The sequence below is a fragment of the Kribbella pittospori genome (assembly GCF_004331465.1).
GTDB classification, from domain to species: domain Bacteria; phylum Actinomycetota; class Actinomycetes; order Propionibacteriales; family Kribbellaceae; genus Kribbella; species Kribbella pittospori.
On record NZ_SJKB01000013.1, the window covers coordinates 1 to 20,689 of the forward strand.

The following is a 20,689-nucleotide window of genomic DNA, read 5'->3' on the forward strand; positions in this document are numbered from 1 at the left end:
CCGACCAAAACCCCGACCAAGCCACGAGGCGCCCGCCCCGGCAACCGGGACGGGCGCCTCACCCTGCCACTTGACAAGAACTCACTCCATATCAGCTGTGCTGGCACTCGGCATCCCGGTGCTGGCACCGGTGGCTACGGCGGCGGCCGCACCGCCTGAGCAGTGCCTACAACATCCGATGGCCACACTGCCCGAGCTGACAGCGTTCGGCCCGAGTGCCGTCGCACCCGGCGGGCGGTTCGTGTCCGGGGGCGCCGAAGCGGCGGCCGACCGGCAAACCGCAGTGCAGTGGATCGACGGCGTACCCGAGAACGTCGGCATGGTCGCCGAGTACACGTTCGCGTCGGATGTGAACGACGCCGGACAGCTCGTGGTCCTGGGAAGGACCAGGGGCAGCTACAGGAGCTTCATCTACGACGATGGCACCCTGCAGAACCTGCCGACACCGCCGGGTTACACCCAGGCCGTCGCCAGATTCATCAGCAACACCACGGGTGTCGTGGCCGGCGTCACCTACTCTGATGCCTCGAAGTTGCGCGCCGTCATCTGGGGTGCCGATCATCAGCCGCACGTCCTGCCGGTCCCGGACGGGTTCGATGACGTGACGGTCAACGACATCGACGAGGACGGGACGGTCGTAGGGTCCGTCATCGCCCGGGATGGCGACGTCGTGTCGGCAGCGTACTGGCTCCCGGACGGGACGGTCACGCTGCTGCCGGGGACGTCGTCGTCCGAGGTGACAGCAGTTCGTGATGGTGTTGCCGTGGGCACCGATTCTGGACAGGCGGTGCGGTGGGTGCTCGGCTCGGGAGAGCCGGGTACGCCGTTCGCCGCCGGCCGGCCGGTAGCGATTGCGGGTGATGGGACCGTGCTGATGGAGCACAGTGTGATCACGCCCGACGGCGTCGAACGGCAGCTGGAGCAGAAGCATCCGGATGAGTACGGTGTGTGGGCCGCCGGGATCGATGACAACCATCAGGTCTACGGGCTCGAGAACGCCTTCACCGGTGGAGCGGTGCGGTGGGACTGTAGCTGACAGACGAGACCGGCCCGGCCGGTGCCAGGGCCGGTCTGTTGGTGTCAGTCGCCGTTCAGTGGGTCCAGGTCGGCGACGACGCCCCAGCGGAAGTTGACGGGGTCGGGGAAGGTGCCGTTGACCTTGCCGCGGCTCTGGATGACGGTGGCGGTGCCGTTGGCGTGGCCCACGGCGTACAGGTAGCCGGACTTGGTGTCCTTGTCGATGCCGAGCAGGAGGGTGCTGTTCACGCCGCACTTGGTCGCGGTCAGTTTCTCGAAGCCCTGCCAGGTGCCGGCGCGGACCTGCTTCACGATCGGTTTCATCGGGGCCGTGGTGGGGATCCGGATGGTGTAGAGCGAACCGCCGCGGAGGTTCGCCAGGAACGTGTCGTACGTCGGGGTCTTGCTGATGAGCGCCATCGACTTCACCGCGCCGAACCCGGTCGCCGAACCCGTGAGGCGCCAACTCGAGCCGATGTTCCACCGGTACAGCGTGCCGTCGCTCCGCAACCCGTAGGCGGTCTGACGGTAGACGGTGAAGTTCACATCGGCGTACTGCGACACCTCCAGCGCGGTGTAGTTCGTCCAGCCGCCACCGATCCGGGTGAGCTTCTTTTGCTCCGGCTCGTTCGTCGAGTAGAAGCTGCGGTACAACCCGTCGCCCTGCACCACCCAGCCCGACACGTCCACGCCCGGGATGTTCGGCTCATGGATGAACGTCGTCGCGAGCCGCACCTGGCCGGGCTGATAGATCCCGGGCGTGGTGCCGGTCGCGCTCTTGCCAGGCGGAGTGGTAGCCGTAATCACACTGCCGGCGTCCGTCCCATTCGCCGTAATCGACTCGGCAACCAGACTGCACGCAGCGGCCGTTCCCTCCGCGGCCGCTACACCCGCCTGAGCCGGCACCCCAAGCACCGCCGCAGCAGTCAGCACCGACGCCCCAGCCAGACCCCCAACAAACCGTCGCATCACAGCCGCTCCCCGCTCTCGAGTGCCTCTATACACATCGATGCAAGAGCAACCAAAAAGGTTGCAACCGGCCTCAGTCCCCGTTGAGCGGATCGAAGACGCCACGCCAACGGAAGTACAAGTTCTCAGGGAACGTCCCCTGGACCTTGCCAAGACTCTGGATCACCGTGGACGTCCCATTCGCGTGCCCTCCCGGGTCCGCAGTCGCGGAAGTGGCTCGATCGCACGCCACCACAGTGTTTTCCGTTGAGGAGCACGCGACGGCAGGAGCGCGCGTACGAGGGGCGCGTGGGACGCCCGGCGGAGGAGGGACGACGGAGCGAACGTGCCGGGCGCGGGGGTTTCTACGGGGTGAGGGGATTGTGGCGCAGTGGCGGTTGGACGGTGGGGACCTCGTCGGGCCAAGTGAGTTCGGAGAGCCACATGGTTCGGCCGCGGGGGTCGGTGCCGGGGGACTCGGGGTGCCAGGCGTGGTAGACGAACCAGTCGCGTCCGCCGTGGTGGAGGACCATGTTGTGGCCAGGCCCAGCGGCGTCCGGGGAGGAGGACAAGATGGGGTCGCCGGACTTCGTGCACGGGCCGGTGGGCGACGAGCAGCGCGCATGACCGACGGCGTACTCGGCGCGGTCGAAGGCGTTCGCCGAGTAGAAGAGATGGAAGACGCCTGACCGTTCCACCATGTACGGCGCTTCGACCAGCGCACCCTCCCACGGGAGGTCCTGCTTGATCAGCCGATGCACCGGACCGGTCAACGAAAGACCGTCGGGCGACAGTTCCGACGCGTAGATCCAGGTGTCGACGCCGATCGAGTTGCCGTCGTTCTTCCAGTACAGCCAGCGCCGCCCGGACGAGTCCTGGAACGGCGACGCGTCGATCGAACCGCCCTCGTCTGCCTGACAAATCAACGGTTCAGACGATTTGTCGACATATGGACCTGTCGGCTCGGACGCGACCGCAACCCCGATGCACTGCCGGCCGAAGGCAGTCCCGTGAGTCGTGTAATACATGACGTACCGATCGGGCCCGTGCACCGAAATCTCCGGCGCCCAGACCCGACCCGGCGACGACCAATCCGGCAACGACGGCAGAGCGTCGCCGACCTGCTCCCACGCCACCAGGTCGGCAGACCGCAGAGTCTGCACGTTCCCCAGCGGACCGTTGGTCGCGAAGGCGTAGAAGCCGTTGCCCACCGCAATGATGGCTGGGTCGGCGAAGTTGCCGTCGTAGACCGGATTGGTGAATCCCACGTGTCTCCCTACGTGCTCTCGCAGAACCGCACGAACTACTTGCTCTCGTAGAACCGCAGATAATCGAACGTCGCCACCGGCGCCGGGTTCGCACCGGTGAACTCACCATGTGCATACAACCCCAGCTTCGGCGTCTGCCCCGCAGGCAGCACCCACGACGCACCCCACGTCCAGTTCTTCCCATCCACCGAAGTCCCAGCCCGGTAGACATTCTCACCAGCAGCGTTCTTGCTATACGCGATCCGCATCCACAACGTCGACGCCGACCGCCCGATCGCCGCCGCACCGTACGTAGTCGCACCATCCGACGGTCGCGCCACCAACTCACGCCCGTACTCCGTCTGCCGTGTCTTCCAGATCGAGACGGAGCCAAGCCGCGCGAAGTCGTCGTCGTTGAGATAGACGATCATCCCGGCCTGCTGATAGTTGCGTACGTCGTCCGCACCGAGGTCGAGGTGCAGTTTGGTCTCGGCGATCCAACTGTTCCCGGCCGGCGTCTGGTGGAACAGCAACCCCGCGTTGTTCCCACTGCCGACCATGTCCGCGTTCTCCAACGGCCACGATAACTTGCCATCAGCAACAACCGCGTTGGCGTCCTGACGCACCCACGACCACTCGTCACCCAGGTCCGACGAGAAGTCGTCCCCAGCCAACAGCTCCCCGGTCCGCGGTACGTCGGCCATCCGTCGTACCGGCTCCGCCACCGGCCGGACGGTCAGGTTGTCGACCTCGGCCGACCCGAGCCACCGCACCGGCGCAGCCCGAAGCTTCAGACCGGGTACGGCGAGCTGCGCCTCGGCGTACACGTCACCTAAACCGGCGTCGTTCACCCGAGCAGACACAGTCGTACCGGAGACCTGCACGCTCAGCTTGTTCCATTGCGACCGGTCGAAGTCGGCCGGCAGCGCGGCCGAAGCAGTCCGGTGTCCCGCCACAACCGTCACCTTGCCGCCAGACACAGTAGCGACGACCTCGTTGCCGAGCACCGTGCTGAACGAACCGCCCAAGAGGACGTCGGCCTCGACACGGAGCGAACCACCCGGCGCGGACTGACGCGTCTGCGCAGCACCGGAAATCGACGCCGTCGGTCCGCCCAAAGCATCACCAGGTTGCCGGCCGGCACCAACCAGACCGCCAGCCGGATCGGTCGAGTCGATCCCGAGTCCGGACCCGGTCGTCGGCGCGGGCACCGGGCCCTCGGACGGGCCGAGACCGGCTCGGGTCCGCGGCCAGCCGTCGATCCAGTCGATCCGGTCGATCAGCATCGGCCGGCGGTTGACGCCGAGCGGGTTCGTCAGCCACGGCGTACCGCGGTCGATCGCGTGGTAGACGATGTGGTCCTGGCCGGCCGCGTCGGTGATGAACGCATGGTGGCCGGGTCCGATCCACTTGTTGCCGTTCTGCGTGATGACCGTCGTACCGCCGACGTGCGAGTCGGTCAGCGCGACACCGTCCTTGTCGAGGAACGGGCCGCGAGGTGAGCGGGACCGGCCGGCGAAGACCGAGTAGCCGGTGCTCGGGCCGGCGCAGCAGTTCATCGACGAGCCCATGAAGTAGTACCAGCCGTCGCGGTAGACGACGTACGAGCCCTCGTAGCGGTCGCCGATGGTCACCTGGGTCGGCGTACCGACCGAGTGGAGGCCGTCCGGCGAGAGTTCGGTGACGGAGATGCCGCCGTTGAAGCCGCCGTAGTACAGGTACCGCTTGCCGTCGGCGGCGGTCAGCAGAGCGGGGTCGATCGTGCCGAGGAAGCCGCCGTTCCCGTCCGATCTCGGCGCGACGACCGGTCCGTCGGTAGCGGTCCACGGTCCGGTCGGGGTCGGGGCGGTGGCCACGCCGATCGCAGGATCGCCGCCGGCGTTGGCCGTGGTGTCGGTGACGGTGAAGTACATGACGTACCGGCCGCCGAAGTAGCGGATGTCGGGCGCCCAGAAGAACGAACCGGGCGCGGCCCAGGCCGGCTTGGTCGCGTCGGTGAAGACGGTGCCCAGATACTCCCAGGAACCGAAGTCCTTGGTCCGGGCCATGTGCATCAGGCCGAACGGGCCGTTCGCGACCAGCGGGTCGGAGGTGGCGTAGGCGTACCAGTAGCCGTCCCGGCCCTGGATGATCGACGGGTCGGCGAACGTGTCGGCGAAGCTGGACGTGATCGGGTTGGTGGTCTTCACCGCGGGGTCGGGTGCAGCCGTGGCGGCCGTCGTACCGGCGGCCAGGGCAGCCACAGCGCAGACTGCGGCGAGGAATCTTCTCGGAGGCACGGGCGGGTTCCTCTCTGTTTGGTGCATCAGCCTTCGTCGGTGCGGAGGCGGATCAGGTGCCACGACGCGGGCGGCAGCGTGGCGGTGCAGTTCCCGTCGACGACCTCGGTGCCGTCGACGGACCGGGGCACCACCCGGTCCGGGTCGTCCGCGGTGTTCGCCGCGGCCCGGTCGTCGTCGTACAGGGCCAGGTGCTCGACCACACGCAGACCGCGGCCGAGCGGGATCTCCAGGTCGACCTTGTCGGTCTCGCTCCGGTTCACCACGAAGATCGCGGTCTCGCCGGTGCTCTCGTCGTACGTCGCTGTGCTCCACAGCGCCGGGATGCGGCCGAAGGCTGCGGTGTCGATCTCCGGTCCGTCGCCGATCGCGGTCTGCAGAACGGTCGGACCGGCGTACCGGGCGGTCAGTGCGAAGGGGTGGAAGGTGGTCTGCCGCCAGGCCCGGCCGTCCGGCTCGGTCCGGATCGGCGCGATCACGTTGACCAGTTGCGCGAGGCAAGCGATCTTCACCCGGTCGGCGTGCCGCAGCAGCGTGATCAGCAGGCTGCCGACCACCACCGCGTCGTCGACCGTGTAGGTGTCCTCGATCAACGGGCTCACCTCGCGGATCCCGAGGCCGAGCTCGCCGGGGAAGTGCCGCTGATTCCAGACATTCCATTCGTCGAACGACAAGGTGATCTCCGTGTCGCTGCGCTTCAGCGCCTTCACGTGATCGGCGGTCGCGACCACCGAGGAGATCATCCGGTCCATCTCTTCGGCCGCCGCGAGGAAGCTGGCCTGGTCACCGTCGTGCGGTTCGTAGTACGCGTGCAGGCTGATGTGGTCGACCAGGTCGTACGTGCGTTCCAGCACGACCCGCTCCCACTCACCGAACGTCGGCATCCCCGCATTGCTCGAGCCGCACGCGACCAGTTCGAGACCGGGCTCGACCCGGCGCATCGCGTTCGCGGTCTCCTCGGCCAGCCGGGCGTACTCCTCGGCGGTCTTGTGGCCGATCTGCCACGGGCCGTCCATCTCGTTGCCCAGGCACCACACCTTGATGCCGTACGGCGCCTCGTGGCCGTTGGCGACCCGGCGATCGGGCAGCTCCGTGCCGGCCGGGAGGTTGCAGTACTCCAGCAGCTCGACCGCTTCCTTGATCCCGCGGGTGCCGAGGTTGACGGCCCAGATCGGCTCGACCTCCGCCTTGCCGGCCCAGGCGACGAACTCGTCGGTCCCGAACTGGTTCGGCTCGATCGCCCGCCAGGCCAGGTCGAGCCGGCGCGGCCGCTGGTCCTTCGGCCCGACGCCGTCCTCCCAGTCGTAGTTCGAGACGAAGTTCCCACCGGGGTAGCGGATCGTGGTGACGCCGAGCTCGCGGACCAGCTCCAGCACGTCCTCGCGAAAGCCTTCCGGGTCGGCGGTCGCGTGGCCGGGCTCGTAGATCCCGGTGTAGACGCAGCGGCCCATGTGCTCGACGAACGAGCCGAACAGACGCCGGTCGAGCGCACCGACCACGAACGCACGATCCACGACAAGGCGTGCCACGAGGCCTCCCAGCGAGTGTTTACAACGTTTAACGTGGATGTCTACAACGATTGATATCCGGTGTAAAGGGTTCACCCCCTGCGGGCATGACACACTCAGGCGACAGGCGGTGACAGGAGGTAGGGATGGCGACCAGGCTGAGCGACGTGGCCGCACGGGCCGGCGTGTCGGTGAAGACCGTGTCGAACGTCATCAACGACTACCCGCACATCACCGCGCACACCCGGGCGAAGGTCGAGGCCGCGATCGCCGCCCTGGACTACAAGCCGAACGTCAGCGCCCGCTCGCTGCGCAAGGGCCGGTCGGACTTCATCGCCCTGGCCATCCCCGAGATGGCCTCGCCGTACTTCGCCGAACTCGGCGCGGCGATCAGCCGGGCGGCGAAGCGGCGTGGCATCACCGTGCTGATCGACCAGACCGAGGGCGAGGCAGCGGCCGAGAAGCTTGTCCTTGACGGGATGCGCGGGCAACTGATCGACGGCATCATCTTCTCTCCGATCACCACCGCCCCGGCGAAGATCGGCACGGCCGGTACGGCGAAACCCCTTGTCCTGCTGGGCGAACGGCCCGCCGGTGGCACCTTCGACCACGTCGCGGTCGACTCGGTCCAGGCATCGTACGACGCGACCACGCACCTGATCTCGATCGGCCGGCGGCGGATCGCGGCGATCGGGGTCGGCGGGGGAGCAGGCACCGGAGCGGTCCGGCGGAAGGGATACCGGAAGGCCCTGAAGGCGGCGGGATTGCCGCACGACCCGGCGCTCGAGCTGGCCGGGACCGGCTATCACCGCGACGACGGCGCGGCCTCGATGCGTGAACTGCTCGCGTTGCCCGGGCGACCGGATGCGGTGTTCTGTTTCAACGACCTGCTCGCGCTCGGCGCGCTGCGAACGCTGGCCGACGTGGGCCTGTCGGTGCCGGGGGACGTCGCGGTCGTGGGCTTCGACGATATCGAGGACGGCCGGTACCACTCGCCGTCGTTGACCACGATCTCGCCGGACAAGGAGTGGCTGGCGCGCAACGCGGTCGATCTGCTGCTGGAGCGGATCTCCGGCAACGGTGAGGCCGCACGCCGCGACCTCACCGTTCCGTACACGTTGGAGATCCGCGAGACGACCGCCGGCTGATCAGCGGCCGGGGCTGATCAGCGATCGGGGCTGATCAGCGATCGGGGAAGCCGGCAAGCTGCTTCGCGAAGGCGACCTGCACCTTCTCCCGACGGCCGGCCAGACCGAGGACAGCGTTGCGGACCGGGCGCAACGGGCGAGGGAGGTTCGCCAGCCGAGTCAGCCGGTGGGCCAGCCCGATCACCCGGACGGCCTCGGCGCGGCTGTTGGTGGCATAGGCGTCGAGCTCCGACTCATCGTCGCGGGTCAACGCGACAGAGAGCGCGTCGGCCAGGACCATCGCGTCCCGCAGACCGAGGTTCATGCCCTGCCCACCCGCTGGGCTGTGAGTGTGCGCGGCGTCGCCGGCCAGCAGCACCCGTCCGGCGCGGTACTCATCGGCCACCCGTTCGTGGATCCGGAACCGGGAACCCCAGATCACCTCGGTGACCTTCGGTGCGCTCTTGCGCGGACCGCGGCCGACCAGCAACTGCTGCGCGTACGCCGCGTCCGGGTGCTCCGGCGCGTCACCCACCTCGGCGACCAGCCGGAACGAACCGTCCGGCAGTGGCGCGACCACGAGCAGCCCGGCGTGGGAGAAGTACAACGCGACCTCGTCGACCGGCAGTCCGCCGTCGACGCGGACGTCGACCAGGCTGCAGGACAACTGCAGCGTGTTGCCCGGCATCCGCAGTCCGGCCAGCTCGCGGATCGTGCTGTTCATGCCGTCGGCGGCAACGACGTACCGCGCCTTGATCACGTCGCCGCTGTCCAGGGTCACCTCGGCGCCGTCCGCGGTCTGGGTCAGGCCGGTTGCCGCGTACGGACGAAGTACCGAACCGCCGAGCTCCTCGAGCCGCTCCAGCAGAACCCGCTCGGTGAGGTACTGCGGGAGCATCACGATGAACGGGTAGTCCGTCGGTAGGTCGCCGAAGCCGACCGGGACGAGCCGTCGGTCACCATCGCGTACGGCGAAGTCCTCCAACTCCAGGCCCAGCTCGACCAGGCGCTTGGTGACGCCGATCTGATCCAGCATCTCCAGCGTCCGCGGGTGGATCACGCAGGCCCGGGAGGTGTTCGCCCCCTCGGCCTGCCGGTCGATCACGACCACCGAGTGCCCCTGCAGCCGCAAGCCGGCCGCCACCGCGAGCCCGACCGGACCCGCACCCACCACCACGACATCCGTACGCTCCGGAGTCATCGTTGCTCCTTCCGAGGTTTATCAACGCTTGTTGACTTTTACTGTAGGAGCGCCCAGGAGAAAAGTCAACAAGTGTTGGCATATGCTGGGGGCATGGCGGAACGGAAGTCGGACCGGACCCGGGCGGCGATCCTCGCGGCGGCCCGGGAGCGCTTCGGCGCGGACGGGTACGAGCGGGCCACGATCCGGGCGATCGCGGCGGACGCGGCGATCGACCCGGCGATGGTGATGCGGTACTTCGGCAACAAGGAGAAGCTGTTCGCGGCGGCCGCCGAGTTCGATCTCCGGCTGCCCGACCTGCGCGACCTGCCGCCCGAGGAACTCGGCGACGCGCTGGTGCGGCACTTCGTCACCCGATGGGAGGGCGACGACACCCTCCTGGCGTTGCTGCGTTCATCGGTCACGAACGAGGCCGCGGCCGACCGGATGCGCGGCATCTTCGCGGCGCAACTCGCGCCGACGTTGCGCGCTCTCGCCGTCGAGGAGCCGGCCGTCCGGGCCGGCCTGGTCGCGAGTCAGACCCTCGGGTTCGCGCTCTGCCGCTACATCCTCGGAATCGCGCCGATCGCCACGATGTCCCACGATGAGGTGGCCGCGTGGCTCGGCCCGACCATCACGCGCTACCTGACGTCGTCGGCGCCCTGATCCAGCCAAGCCTGCGTGGCCGGAAGGGCCTCCTCCAGCGGCGGGAGCTGTGGGTGCCATTTCAGTTCCCACTCGAGGGACAGCGGGTAGTCCGTGCCGTCGAGGACCTGCAGTAGGTCCCGGATCGGGTAGTCGCCGGCGCCCATCGCGACCGGGCGGTAGTCCTGGCTCGAGTCGCTGTCCTTGATCTGCACGAACTCGATCCACGGCTTCAACAGTTCGTACGCCTCGGCCGGGGTCTCACCGTGCGACCAGGTGTGCGCGCTGTCCCAGATCACCTTGACGTTGTGGCCGGGAACGTCGTTGTCGAGCAGCGTGAGCAACGCGGCCATCTTCCGGCCGGCCGAGTGCGAGTCGTGGGTCTCCAGCAGGATCTGCGCGTCCCGGGGAGCGGAGGTGACCCGGTCGAGCGCCCTGATCTCACCGGCGCTGGGGCCATCCGTCGTACCGCTGTCGACATCGCCGGGGAAGACCCGGACGCCGCGGGCGCCGAGGTCGGCGGCGAGCTCCAGGTGCGCCTCGAGTGGCTGGTCCTCGACCGCGCAGAGCTTCACGTAGCTGCTGACGGCAAGGATCTCCAGGCCCGCGTCCTCGATCCGGGTCCGCAGCTCACGGCGTTCCGACGTACTCAGAACGGTGTTGGTGAACTCGTCCGGCGCGGTCCGCAGCTCCAGGCCGGAATTGTCGTTGCCTTTGGCAAGTTCCAGGACGTGGTCGAGTGGTGCTCCGGGGCAGCCGAGCGTGGAGAAGGCGAATCTCATACCGCTATCAGATCAGACCCAGCGTCGCCGCGGGTGAGTGCGTGGCGTGGTGGGCTGCTCAGGCTCCTGCTCCGGCTGCTGCTGCTCCGGGGTGTAGTACGCCTGCTGCTGGTACTCCGACGGCTGCTGCTCGGCCTGCGAGTAGTCCGAGGTGTACGGCGACCCGTAGGACTCCGTCGCGTAGTTCGGGCTGTAGGTCTCGTAGGACTCGGTGCTGCCGCTGTACTCCGTGCTGTACTCCGACCCGCTGTACGACGTCGGGCTGTAGGAGTCGTACGACGGCGTCTCGTAGCTGCTGCTCGAGTAGTCCGACGCCGGGCTGCTGTTGCTGTAGCCGTACTCGGTCGACTCGTAGTTGCTGGTGCTCGTGTATTCCGAGCTGTACGACGAGTAGTCCGAGGCCGGCTCGTACGACGTCTGGTAGCTCGAGGACGAGTCGTCGTACGACGAGTTGTAGTCCGACGTGTAGCTGGTCTGCTCCGGCGTGTACGTCGGCTCCGGGCTGTACGACGACTCGGGCGTGTACGTCGGCTCCGGCGTGTAGGACGGCTCGGGTCCGTACGACGGGACCGGCGGGAGCGGCTTGGACGGGGTCAGGAAGTCGTCCTGTTGCTGCTGCCCGAGGGCCGGTGCCGACGGCTCGTAGTAGCCGGAGGAGCCCGACACGTGCGACGACGGCATCGTGTGCGCGGACGGCGCGTGCACCGAGTGCGAGGCGACCGTCGGCTGCTCGATCGCCGACGGGCTGTCCACCGCGACCCGAGCGGCCCGGCGGCCGGCGCGCGCAACTGGCGCGGGCTCAGGCTCGGGTGCGGGTTCGGCCTCCACCGGGGAGGTCGTCTGGGTGAGGTAGTCCGAAGTGCTGTCGTACGTGTAGGGCTCGGAGTAGTTGGCGGCCCAGGACGGCTCCGGCTGGGCCGGCTGCTGCGGCTGGTAGCTGTACGGCTCGGGCTCGACGACGGTCAGCGGCGGAGTCTCGTCGCGCCAACTGCTCGGCTGCGGGCTGCTCGGCTGCGGGCTGCTCGGCTGCGGGCTGCTCGACAGCGCGTCGTCGCTGCCGCCGGCGCCCAGGTAGTCGCTCCAGCTCGTCCGCGGACCCGGCTCCGGCTCGTAGCTGGTCTGCTGGGCCGGCTGCTCGTCCCGCCAGGTCTCCACCGCGTTGAACTGCTCAGTGGCCGGACCGCTGTCGACGTCCTCGTTCTGCCAGCTCTCCACGACCGGGGCGAACGGGCTCCACTTCGGAGCCTCCTCGACGGGCGCGTCACCACCGAACGCGGCCGGCGCTGCCGGACCTGCGGCGAACGGGCTGCTGCCGACGGGGAAGTCGCCCGCCGCAGCACCGTCACCCGGGAAGCCTGCAGGGGCCGGCGCAAACGGGTTGGCAGCCGGACCGCCACTGGCCATACCGCCACCGGCCATCTGCAGCTCCCGCCGGCGCGCCGCCGGAGGAATTGCCGAGGCCGCGATCGGCTCGGAGATGGCGGGCTGCTCGTCGGTGTCGTCGTTCGCGTACGTCGGCACCGCCATCAGCTTCGGCTCGCGCTGGTCCCACCACGGCACCCACTCGCGGGTGGTCTGCATGGTGTTGATCCGGCGGATCACCATCGTCGCGGCGACCGCCGACACCGCGGTCAGCACCAGCGACGCCGTACCGGCCAGGGCGATACCGCGCAGCGACCCGACGGTCGCTTCCATCCACATCAGGAACCGGCGGACGACCACGTCGAACGCGAGTGCGCCAATCCAGGCCACCCACCACACGGACGTGAGAGCGGGAGTCCTGAACCGGCGCAGGTCATCGGCGTACACCGGGGTCTTCGGATCGCTCGCCAGCCAGACGTCGTCGACGATCTGCTTGGGATACCACAGGTTCGGTCCGGGACAGAACCAGCTGGCCAGCACCCAGCCGTGGCTGCGGCGATGGTCGGCCTGGCAGAAGACCTCGGAGTTGACCCGGGCCCGCCACAACCAGATGACGAAGACGACCGCGGCGGCGACGGAGATGATCACGTTCGGGACCGCGGTGACCTTGGCGATCGCGTCGGCGCGGTTCAGGTCCGCGTCATCGACGTTCGGCATCCCGCCGAGGTAGCGGTGGACGACGCCGTAGGTGTTCCAGTCCGACCAGGTGGACAGCAGGTGGGTGATCGTGGAGGCTCCGAGTAGACCGATGGCGAGCTTGCCGACCGTCCCTACGTGCTGGAACTCCTCGGCTGCGTGCGGCTGCCAATCTTCCTGATCTGGGGAGGACAAGACAAGGACTGCTGGCTGCGGGTGGCTCACGTCGTGCGTCCCTCGCGTTGCTGGAACTCCGTCTGTTCGGCGTCTCGGCCAAATCCTGCCCCCGCATGACCGAGCCACATTGATACCACGAAGTAGGTACGCGTGTGCAGTCGGTCCCAGCACAGAGGGTATCGACTTAACGTGTTCTTTTCGTCCGCCCATCACCTCTTGTAACGAGGCATTCGACCCTGCGTGACGGTTTGGTTTACCGCGCAGGAGGTTGGAAGCCGGTCTCCTGCTGGCCGGCCGCCCACCACGGCACCCACGGCCGCTGCGTCTGCAACTCGTCGATCCGCTGGATCAGGATCACCCCGAGAACGGCGGCCGCGGTCGTGAACAGGGCGGAGATGCTGGACAGGATCACGTTCGTCCGCAACTGCCCGACCTCGGTCGCGCCGCCGAGCACACCGCGCTGCACGATGTTGCCCGTCACCAGTCCGACCACCCAGGTCAGCCACCAGGCCCACACCAACTGGGTGCCGGGGATGGTCTTCAGCGACAGCGTCTGCGGCGGGGTCCGCGGGTCGCTGGCCGCGACGATGTCGTCGACGACCTGCTTGGGGTACCAGAGGTTCACCACCGGGCAGATCCAGCTGCCGAGCACCCAGCCCCGGGTGAACCGGTGCTCGCCGCGGCAGAACATCTCCGCGTTCCACCGGACCCGCCACAACCAGACGATGAACACCGCCGCCGCTGCCAGCAGCGCCAGCGCCGAGACGATACCGAGCGAGCCGGAGATCAGATCGGCCTCGGCCAGCTGATCCGGGTCGTCGCCGTACTCCTTGAGTGTCTGGAACGAGTACCAGTCGGACCAGGCGGTGGCCCAGGTGGTGGCCGTGACCACACCGATCAGGATCGACGCGGCCAGCCCCATCGCGCGCTCTGAGCTGAACCAGCGGTCCAGCGGCGGCTGCTGCGCCTGGCTCGGCATGGATCAGAAATAGCACAACACCGCGTGACCGGGCGAGGACATCACGTCGCGGACCCGCTGGTGTCGGTATCCGTCGCCGGTGGTGTCGGTATCCGTCGCAATTCCGCCGGAAACTGTCGGTGCCCGGCGCGAAGATGGGTGGCATGCGCTGGTCCGTGGTCGATTCACCCATCGGCGACCTCTCCCTGGCCGTCGACGAGGCCGGGCTGTGCCGGTTGCATTTCGGGCGCGCCGACCGGCCCCTCGAGACCGATCCGCTGCTGACGGAGACCCAGGAGCAACTGAAGGCGTACTTCGCCGGCGAACTGCAGGAGTTCACCGTGCCGCTCTCGGTCCGCGGCGGCTCCGAGTTCGAGCGCGCCGTCTGGGCGCAGCTCTGCCGGATCCCGTACGGCGAGATGCAGACGTACGGCGAGGTCGCCAAGATCGTCGGGGACGTGGGAGCCGCCCGGGCCGTAGGCACCGCCTGCAACCGGAACCCGATCGCCGTCGTGATGCCCTGCCACCGGGTCGTCGGCGCCGGCGGCAAGATGGTCGGCTTCGGCGGCGGGATCCCGCTGAAACGGCACCTGCTCGAGCTCGAGGCACGGATCGCTCTCGAGACGCTGTGGACCTGACGATCAGGCACACGATCAGACACACCGTCGGCACGCTGCGAAACCTGACGAAGATCTGACACCGGGCGACGCGTGCGAAAGCGCGGTAAGGGCTACTGGAGGACTACCGTTGCTAACAGCGATCGGATCGTCACGCTTGAAGCGAGCGATTCAGTCGTCACCAACCCTGCCCCGGAAGACGCATAGATGACCAAAACCCGCTCCACCGCACACCTCCACCCCGACCTGAGCGCACTGATGGACAAGAGTGCCGAGGAATGGTCCGCGCCTGAGATCCAGAACGCGGCCCGCTCGGCCCTGCAACTGCACGCCCCCGACCGCGAACCACTGACCTGGGTCAAGCGCTTCGGCGTCCTGCCCTGGCTACACCGCAACGATGCCGTCTGCCTGCACTGCGGCGGCACCTATCCGTGCATCACGCACCGCTATGCCACCCAGCTCCTGTCGGCCGGCCGCTACACGATGACCAAGCCGGACCATGACGACGAGCACGATGAGCAGGGCGAGCAGCACGCCGATGACCAGGATCCGCGACCGAACTGACGCCGTACGCGCAAGGCGCCGTCAGCAAAACGAAGGCCGCGAACCCCAGCCGGGGTTCGCGGCCTTCGCCGTTGCGGTGTGTTTGTCAGGAGTCGGACGGCTTCGGGTTGCTCGTCTTCCGCGGCGTGGCCGCCTTCTTCGTGGTGCCGTTGGCCGCCGCGTTGACCTCGGTGTCGTCAGTCTTCTCCTCAGTCGGCTTGGCGGGCTCCGGCTTCGACTCGACCTTCGGACCGTCGACCTTCGGCGACTCCGCCTTGGCCGTGTCCGTCTTGGCCGTGTCCGTCTTGGCCGTGTCCGTCTTGGCCGTGTCCGTCTTGGCCGTGTCCGTCTCAGGCGTGTCCGTCTTGCCGTTCGACGACGCGGCGGTGTCCGGACGGGACGTCGTACCGGCCGGGGCGGAGCTGTAGTCGCGGCCGCTCGTCGGGGTCGACTGCCAGGCCGGCTCCGGCGGGGTCAGCAGCTTCTTCACGGCCGCCGCCGCCAGGGCCCCGAAGCCCAGGAACAGCACGACCTTGCGGAGCCTGTGGCTCTTCTTCTTCGGCGCGTCGATCTCACCGTTGAGCGCGGCCTTGGTGGCCCTGCCCCGGCGCGAGGTCTCCTGCACGACCGGCTCGGCCGCGGCCGCCAGCGACGCCAGCGCGGCGGTCACCTTCGGCAGTACGTCGTCGTTGAACCGCTCGCGCGCCTTCTCGGCGGCCTGCTCGGTGGCCGGGCCGACCTTCGCCAGCGCGTCGTCGATCATCGGACTTGCCTTCTCCACCGCGACTCCGGCGTAGTGGGCGCCGCGCTCGACGGCCTTCTCGGCGTACGGCGACACCTTCTCCCGTGCGGTGCCCACGGCCGGCCCGAGGTGCTCGCGGACCTGGCCGACAGCCGGCCCGATCTTCTCCGACGCCGACTCGGCGAGTGGCTTGACCTTGCCCTTCGCGGTCTCCACCCGGCCCTTGGTCTTCCTCGAACCCACGATTCCCTCCTCGGTGCCGTCCGTCCCCGGACGGCGTTCCGGCCCATCGGCGACATGGACGCTGTGCTGATACGGATCTGGACATTTCCGCTCTGGTTTGCATCGTACGACGTACCCAGCCGACAAACCGGCCTTCCTGTACCCACTACCGGCCGGTTCGATCACACTGCCGGCCAGCCGCTCCGCGTCCGGTTGGACTCACATGACAGGATCGAGGGGTAAGCCGTTTCTGATGAGGAGTGAACACCCGTGGCCGAAGAGCTGTACGCGACCCTGCAGACGACGAAGGGTGACGTCGTCATCAGGCTGTTCCCCAACCACGCGCCGAAGACGGTCAGCAACTTCGTCGGCCTGGCCGAGGGCACCAAGGAATGGACCGACCCGCAGACCGGCGCGCCGAGCACCGCGCGGTTCTACGACGGCCTGACCTTCCACCGGGTGATCGACGGATTCATGATCCAGGGCGGCTGCCCGCTCGGCACCGGCACCGGCTCGCCGGGGTACTCGTTCGACGACGAGATCCACCCGGAACTGCAGTTCGACCGGCCGTACCTGCTCGCGATGGCGAACGCCGGCATCCAGTTCGGCCGCGGCACCAACGGCTCGCAGTTCTTCGTGACCGTGGTCCCGACGCCGCACCTGAACCGCAAGCACACGATCTTCGGTGAGGTCGCCGACGACGAGTCGAAGAAGGTCGTCGACGCGATCGCGACCGCGAAGACCGCACCCGGCGACCGGCCGATCGAGCCGATCGTGATCAACAGCGTCACCATCGAGCGCAAGAACGCCTGATTTCCGCGGTGGGCCGGGCCGTCGCGCCCGGCCCTCCGCGCCTCTTGGGAGGAACCCACCCGCGTGACCGAGACCGTTTGCTACCGGCACCCGGATCGGCCCGCCGGGGTCCGGTGCCAGCGCTGTGACCGGCCGATCTGCCCGCAGTGCATGAACAGCGCCTCTATCGGCTTCCAGTGCCCGAGTTGCTTCAACGAAGGCGTGAAGTCGGTCCCGCGCACCCGGACGTCGCTCGGCGGTGTCGCCCGCGTCAACGGGCAGATCGTCACGATCGTGCTCCTGGCGCTCAACGTTCTGGTCTTCATCGCCGTGCGCACCGGCAGCAGCCGGGTCGTCAACGACCTGGTGCTGGTCCCGTTCCTGGTGGATTCCGAGCCGTGGCGGCTGCTCACGTCGGCCTTCACCCACGTGCAGATCTTCCACATCTTCTCGAACCTGTTCATGCTCTGGCAGCTCGGTCCGCCGCTGGAGCAGATGCTCGGCCGGCTCCGGTTCTCGATCCTCTACCTGCTGTCCGCACTCGGCGGCAGCGTGGCGGTGTGGATGCTGGCCTCCCCGGTCTCCGCGACGCTGGGCGCGTCCGGCGCCGTACTGGGTCTGGTCGGGGCGATGCTCGTGATCAGCCGGGCCCGCGGCCTCGACATCACCTGGATCATCGCCTACGTGGCGATCACGGCGGTCATCTCGTTCACCATCCCGAACATCTCCTGGGAAGGTCACCTCGGCGGGTTCGTCACCGGCGCGGCCGTTGCCTGGATCTTCCTGCAGATCACCAAACACCGCCGCAGCAAAGCCCGCACCTAGACGGCCGTGTGGTCGGTCCGCCGCGGGCCGAACTCCTCCTGGTCGTGGTTGACCGGCCGGCCGTCGAGGTGCCAGCTCCAGGTGGTGGTCGGCGTGATCCGCAGGTACGTGCCGTCGCCGAAGCGGCCGTCCCGCTTGACGACCTCGGCCGTGCCGTAGACGCGGAGGAAGCGCGGTGACCACGGGTTGGTCGAGACCAGGTCGTCGATGACGAGTGCCACCTGTTCGTGGCCGGCTTCGACGTTGCGGACCTTGCGCGTCTTCGCCGGGTCGACCCCGCCGACGTAGAAATAGTGGCCGTCGTACTCGAATCCGACCGGTACGACGTCCGGCTGACCGTCCGGGCCGACGGTGGCGAGCCGGGCCAGTGGCTGGGACTTCAGGTACGCCAGTTCTTCTGTCGTGAATGCCATACCTGCTAAAGTACAACGGTCGTTGTAACTACGCCAGGAGACACCATGCCACAGGCCGGGAAGCGGCAGGAGGTGCTGGCCGGTGCGTTGACCGTGTTCGCGCGGGACGGGTACGCGCGGGCGAGCATCGACGTGATCGCGGCCGAGGCGTGCGTCTCGAGCCGCACGCTCTACAACCACTTCGGCGACAAGGCCGGGCTGTTCCGGGCGGTGATCCAGGAGAGCGCGACGCGGGTCGCCGCCGCCCAGCTCGCGATCATCGAGCAGCACCTCAGTCACGTCACCGACCTCGAGGCCGACCTGGTTGCCTTCGGCATCCACTGGCGTACGCCGATGCCGGACTACGCCGAGCACTCGGCACTCGTCCGCCAGGTCAACGCCGAGGCCGGTCACATCCCCCAGGAAGCCGTTGACGCCTGGCAGGAAGCCGGACCTCTCGCCGTACGACGTGCTCTCGCCGTACGACTGGCCGTCTTCGCAGCCGACGGCCTGCTGCGGATCGACGACCCGCTGCGGGCGGCTCTGCACTTCTCCCTCCTCATCTCCGGCGCCAACCCGTCGTACCGCGGCGGACCGATGACGCCGGACGAGATCACCGAGGCCGTCACCACCGGAGTCCACGCCTTCCTGCACGGCTACGCGAGCTGACCGTTCAAATCGCAATCAATCGGCCTAGGCCACAACTTTCCTTCGGTTGTCTGAATCCAGATGACAGGCGGGCCCGGATGCTCGTCTAATCAGGTGACGTCCCGACGGGGGACCAGAACTGGTAAGGACATCCACATGAGCCCACGCGCAGTGGACAAACGGGCCCGCCCGGGCAACGAGCGGTATCTGCCGCCGCCGTCAACGCAGCAGCAGGCAAACGTCGCCGAACTCGTGCCAGAGGTAGTGCTCATTCAGGGCGGCGGTGTAGGCACGCTGGACGGCGTCGGGCCCGGCGACCGACTCCAGCAGGAGGAGATGCGAGGCCTCCGGGGCGTGCATCCCCGTGATCAGGCCGTCGACAACGCGCGACGGGTGGTCCGGGCCGAGGACAAGATCCGTCCAGCCGTTTGACGGGCTGACTGTGCCCTCTTGGGTGACGGCTGACTCGATGGCTCGGACCGCGGTGGTGCCGACGGCGATCACGCGACCGCCGTTGGCCCTGACCCAGTTGACGAGGCGCGCGGTGTGCTCTGGTACGTCGTACCGCTCGGGCAGCGGTGGTTCGTGGCTCTCCAGGGACGAGACACCGCAGTGCAACAGGATCGGTGCGATCAGAACGCCCTGCGCTGCGAGGTGACTCACCAGCTCGAAGCTGAACGGCCTTGCGGCGCTGGGCATCTCCGCACTACCAGGCTCGCGGGCAAAGACAGTCTGGTACGACGCCAGCGGCCAACGCTTCCCGACGTAGCTGTAACTGATCGGCCGGCCGTGCCGAGTCAGATAGCCAAGCACGTCGGCCACCGGCGGCTTGGCACGCCACAGACGGTTGGACTCCGACTGGTACGGCGCCAGCAGCGTCAGCACGCCCTCGGGCATTTCCACCTGGTCGCCCGCCGTACCTCCGAGCATCGGTGCGCGGTTGCTACGGAGTTCGACGACCCAGGTGCCGTCGTCGAGCGCGGTGGAGAAGTGCACGACGACAGGTGCCACCCCGGCGCCGGTGATCCACGAGCCGTCCACTGCCGCGGGCAGTGTGCCGGAAGTGTTCACCAGCAGCAGGTCACCAGGCCGCAGATGTTCACCGATCCGGTCGAACCGGGTGTGCGTGATGGTCGACCCCTCCGCGACCAGCAGCTTCACCTGATGCCGCGAGAGCCCTCTGGCCTCGGGTGGTTCGGAGGCGTTCAGCGAATCGGGCAGGACGAAGTGAGTCTGTGGATGGACCGTCACGGCGCCACCGCCGCGGCGAAGTCGGCTGCTCGGTACCGTCCACTCGCCGGCCGGCTGTCCAGCAGTTGAAGAAATGCCGGTACTACGGTCGCCGGCTCAGGCCGGTCCGAGATGTCCTCACCGGGGAACGCGGCCTGGTGCATCGCCGTCCGGAGGTCGCCCGGATCGACGGCGTACACAGCAAGCGAGGGGTGCTCGGCGGCCAGCACTCGGCTGGCGTGGTCGAGCGCGGCCTTGGCCGAGCCGTAGCCGCCCCAGCCTTCGTACGCCTCGACCGCGGCGTCGGAGCTGATGTTGAGCAGCACACCGGCTGCTGTAGTGAGTGCGGGCAGCAGTGCCTGCGCCAGTGCGATCGGCGCGATGACGTCGACCTCATAGACGCGGCGCAGTTCGTCGAGGTCTGCGGCATCCAACTGCTGCAGGGGACTCGGGCCGAGATAGCTGGCGTTGTTGACCAGTAGGTCGAGCCGGCCGAGCTCGGCGACGGCATCGACCAGGTCGGCACGGTGTTCGGGGTCGGTGATGTCGCCCGCCAGCGGGACCACGTCGGTGCGGCCGGCCAGCGCGTCGGCCGCGTCCTTGAGGGCGTCGGCGCCGCGGGCGTCGATCACCAGCGCCCAGCCGCGGTCGGCCAGGCCGTGCGCCAGCGCGAGTCCGAGGCCGGCGGACGCGCCGGTGACGAGAGCGACAGGACGGTTGGCGGATTCAGGTGTCATGTCCGCCACTGTCAT

20 protein-coding genes are annotated in these 20,689 nt (G+C 68.2%); 8 read left to right on the plus strand and 12 right to left on the minus strand.

Features of this window, described 5'->3' with window-relative positions; translation table 11 throughout:
* The first annotated feature begins 97 nt into the window (after positions 1-97).
* Complete coding sequence (locus tag E0H73_RS33420; RefSeq protein WP_131363175.1) at positions 98-1,036, plus strand: hypothetical protein; 939 nt, start codon at positions 98-100, stop codon at positions 1,034-1,036.
* Positions 1,037-1,080: 44 nt separating this feature from the next.
* Here the strand turns inward: E0H73_RS33420 and E0H73_RS33425 are convergent, their stop codons facing one another.
* From E0H73_RS33425 to arfA, 4 genes are all read right to left on the minus strand, one after another.
* Complete coding sequence (locus E0H73_RS33425; RefSeq protein ID WP_131363177.1) at positions 1,081-1,986, minus strand: hypothetical protein; 906 nt, start codon at positions 1,984-1,986, stop codon at positions 1,081-1,083.
* Between the two features lie 344 nt (positions 1,987-2,330).
* The gene (locus E0H73_RS33430; RefSeq protein ID WP_131363179.1) at positions 2,331-3,233 is read right to left on the minus strand and encodes a glycoside hydrolase family 43 protein; all 903 of its coding nucleotides are present in this window, start codon (positions 3,231-3,233) and stop codon (positions 2,331-2,333) included.
* A 35-nt stretch (positions 3,234-3,268) separates the two neighbouring features.
* Positions 3,269-5,491 (minus strand): family 43 glycosylhydrolase, encoded by a 2,223-nt coding sequence (locus tag E0H73_RS33435; RefSeq protein ID WP_238164437.1) that lies wholly within the window; start codon positions 5,489-5,491, stop codon positions 3,269-3,271.
* Between the two features lie 26 nt (positions 5,492-5,517).
* A complete protein-coding gene (gene arfA, locus E0H73_RS33440; RefSeq protein ID WP_131363181.1) occupies positions 5,518-7,020 on the minus strand; it encodes an arabinosylfuranosidase ArfA in 1,503 nt (500 codons plus the stop codon).
* 125 nt (positions 7,021-7,145) lie between these two features.
* Here arfA and E0H73_RS33445 point away from each other — a divergent pair, with 125 nt between their 5' ends.
* A complete protein-coding gene (locus E0H73_RS33445; protein WP_131363182.1) occupies positions 7,146-8,147 on the plus strand; it encodes a LacI family DNA-binding transcriptional regulator in 1,002 nt (333 codons plus the stop codon).
* A 34-nt stretch (positions 8,148-8,181) separates the two neighbouring features.
* On the opposite strand, the gene E0H73_RS33450 is transcribed toward E0H73_RS33445, so the two are convergent.
* Entirely contained in the window at positions 8,182-9,327 is a 1,146-nt protein-coding gene (locus E0H73_RS33450; RefSeq protein ID WP_131363184.1) for an FAD-dependent oxidoreductase, read from the minus strand.
* A gap of 93 nt (positions 9,328-9,420) precedes the next feature.
* Between E0H73_RS33450 and E0H73_RS33455 the strand changes: the two genes are divergently transcribed.
* The gene (locus tag E0H73_RS33455) at positions 9,421-9,972 is read left to right on the plus strand and encodes a TetR/AcrR family transcriptional regulator (protein ID WP_131363186.1); all 552 of its coding nucleotides are present in this window, start codon (positions 9,421-9,423) and stop codon (positions 9,970-9,972) included.
* Here the strand turns inward: E0H73_RS33455 and E0H73_RS33460 are convergent.
* The 3 genes from E0H73_RS33460 to E0H73_RS33470 form a co-directional block, all read right to left on the minus strand.
* Positions 9,948-10,733: a sugar phosphate isomerase/epimerase family protein gene (locus tag E0H73_RS33460; protein WP_131363188.1), complete on the minus strand. Its 786-nt coding sequence runs from the start codon at positions 10,731-10,733 to the stop codon at positions 9,948-9,950. The two genes, E0H73_RS33455 and E0H73_RS33460, sit on opposite strands and share 25 nt — an antisense overlap.
* A gap of 12 nt (positions 10,734-10,745) precedes the next feature.
* Positions 10,746-12,986, minus strand: a complete 2,241-nt coding sequence (locus tag E0H73_RS33465) for a DUF4328 domain-containing protein (protein WP_238164438.1) — start codon at positions 12,984-12,986, stop codon at positions 10,746-10,748.
* Between the two features lie 235 nt (positions 12,987-13,221).
* Positions 13,222-13,947 (minus strand): DUF4328 domain-containing protein, encoded by a 726-nt coding sequence (locus tag E0H73_RS33470; protein WP_131363191.1) that lies wholly within the window; start codon positions 13,945-13,947, stop codon positions 13,222-13,224.
* Positions 13,948-14,090: 143 nt separating this feature from the next.
* Here E0H73_RS33470 and E0H73_RS33475 point away from each other — a divergent pair, with 143 nt between their 5' ends.
* Together E0H73_RS33475 and E0H73_RS33480 are read left to right on the plus strand one after the other, a co-directional pair.
* On the plus strand, positions 14,091-14,564 hold the full coding sequence (locus E0H73_RS33475) for a methylated-DNA--[protein]-cysteine S-methyltransferase (RefSeq protein ID WP_131363193.1): 474 nt from the start codon (positions 14,091-14,093) through the stop codon (positions 14,562-14,564).
* Between the two features lie 186 nt (positions 14,565-14,750).
* Positions 14,751-15,107, plus strand: a complete 357-nt coding sequence (locus E0H73_RS33480; protein WP_131363195.1) for a hypothetical protein — start codon at positions 14,751-14,753, stop codon at positions 15,105-15,107.
* An 85-nt stretch (positions 15,108-15,192) separates the two neighbouring features.
* On the opposite strand, the gene E0H73_RS46150 is transcribed toward E0H73_RS33480, so the two are convergent.
* On the minus strand, positions 15,193-16,071 hold the full coding sequence (locus E0H73_RS46150) for a hypothetical protein (RefSeq protein WP_165555923.1): 879 nt from the start codon (positions 16,069-16,071) through the stop codon (positions 15,193-15,195).
* 249 nt (positions 16,072-16,320) lie between these two features.
* Here E0H73_RS46150 and E0H73_RS33485 point away from each other — a divergent pair, with 249 nt between their 5' ends.
* Positions 16,321-16,863, plus strand: coding sequence for a peptidylprolyl isomerase (locus tag E0H73_RS33485; protein WP_131363197.1), 543 nt, complete (start codon positions 16,321-16,323; stop codon positions 16,861-16,863).
* A gap of 63 nt (positions 16,864-16,926) precedes the next feature.
* The gene (locus E0H73_RS33490) at positions 16,927-17,667 is read left to right on the plus strand and encodes a rhomboid family intramembrane serine protease (RefSeq protein WP_131363199.1); all 741 of its coding nucleotides are present in this window, start codon (positions 16,927-16,929) and stop codon (positions 17,665-17,667) included.
* Here the strand turns inward: E0H73_RS33490 and E0H73_RS33495 are convergent.
* Positions 17,664-18,080, minus strand: a complete 417-nt coding sequence (locus tag E0H73_RS33495) for a PPOX class F420-dependent oxidoreductase (RefSeq protein WP_131363200.1) — start codon at positions 18,078-18,080, stop codon at positions 17,664-17,666. The genes E0H73_RS33490 and E0H73_RS33495 overlap by 4 nt on opposite strands.
* 45 nt (positions 18,081-18,125) lie before the next feature.
* On the opposite strand from E0H73_RS33495, the gene E0H73_RS33500 reads away from it, so the two are divergent.
* Positions 18,126-18,728: a TetR/AcrR family transcriptional regulator gene (locus E0H73_RS33500; RefSeq protein WP_131363201.1), complete on the plus strand. Its 603-nt coding sequence runs from the start codon at positions 18,126-18,128 to the stop codon at positions 18,726-18,728.
* A 198-nt stretch (positions 18,729-18,926) separates the two neighbouring features.
* Here the strand turns inward: E0H73_RS33500 and E0H73_RS33505 are convergent, their stop codons facing one another.
* Both E0H73_RS33505 and E0H73_RS33510 read right to left on the minus strand, forming a co-directional pair.
* Positions 18,927-19,958: an S-adenosylmethionine:tRNA ribosyltransferase-isomerase gene (locus E0H73_RS33505; RefSeq protein WP_131363202.1), complete on the minus strand. Its 1,032-nt coding sequence runs from the start codon at positions 19,956-19,958 to the stop codon at positions 18,927-18,929.
* The gene (locus tag E0H73_RS33510) at positions 19,955-20,674 is read right to left on the minus strand and encodes an SDR family NAD(P)-dependent oxidoreductase (protein WP_131363203.1); all 720 of its coding nucleotides are present in this window, start codon (positions 20,672-20,674) and stop codon (positions 19,955-19,957) included. Before E0H73_RS33510 ends, E0H73_RS33505 begins: the two co-directional genes overlap by 4 nt.
* Positions 20,675-20,689: the final 15 nt, after the last annotated feature.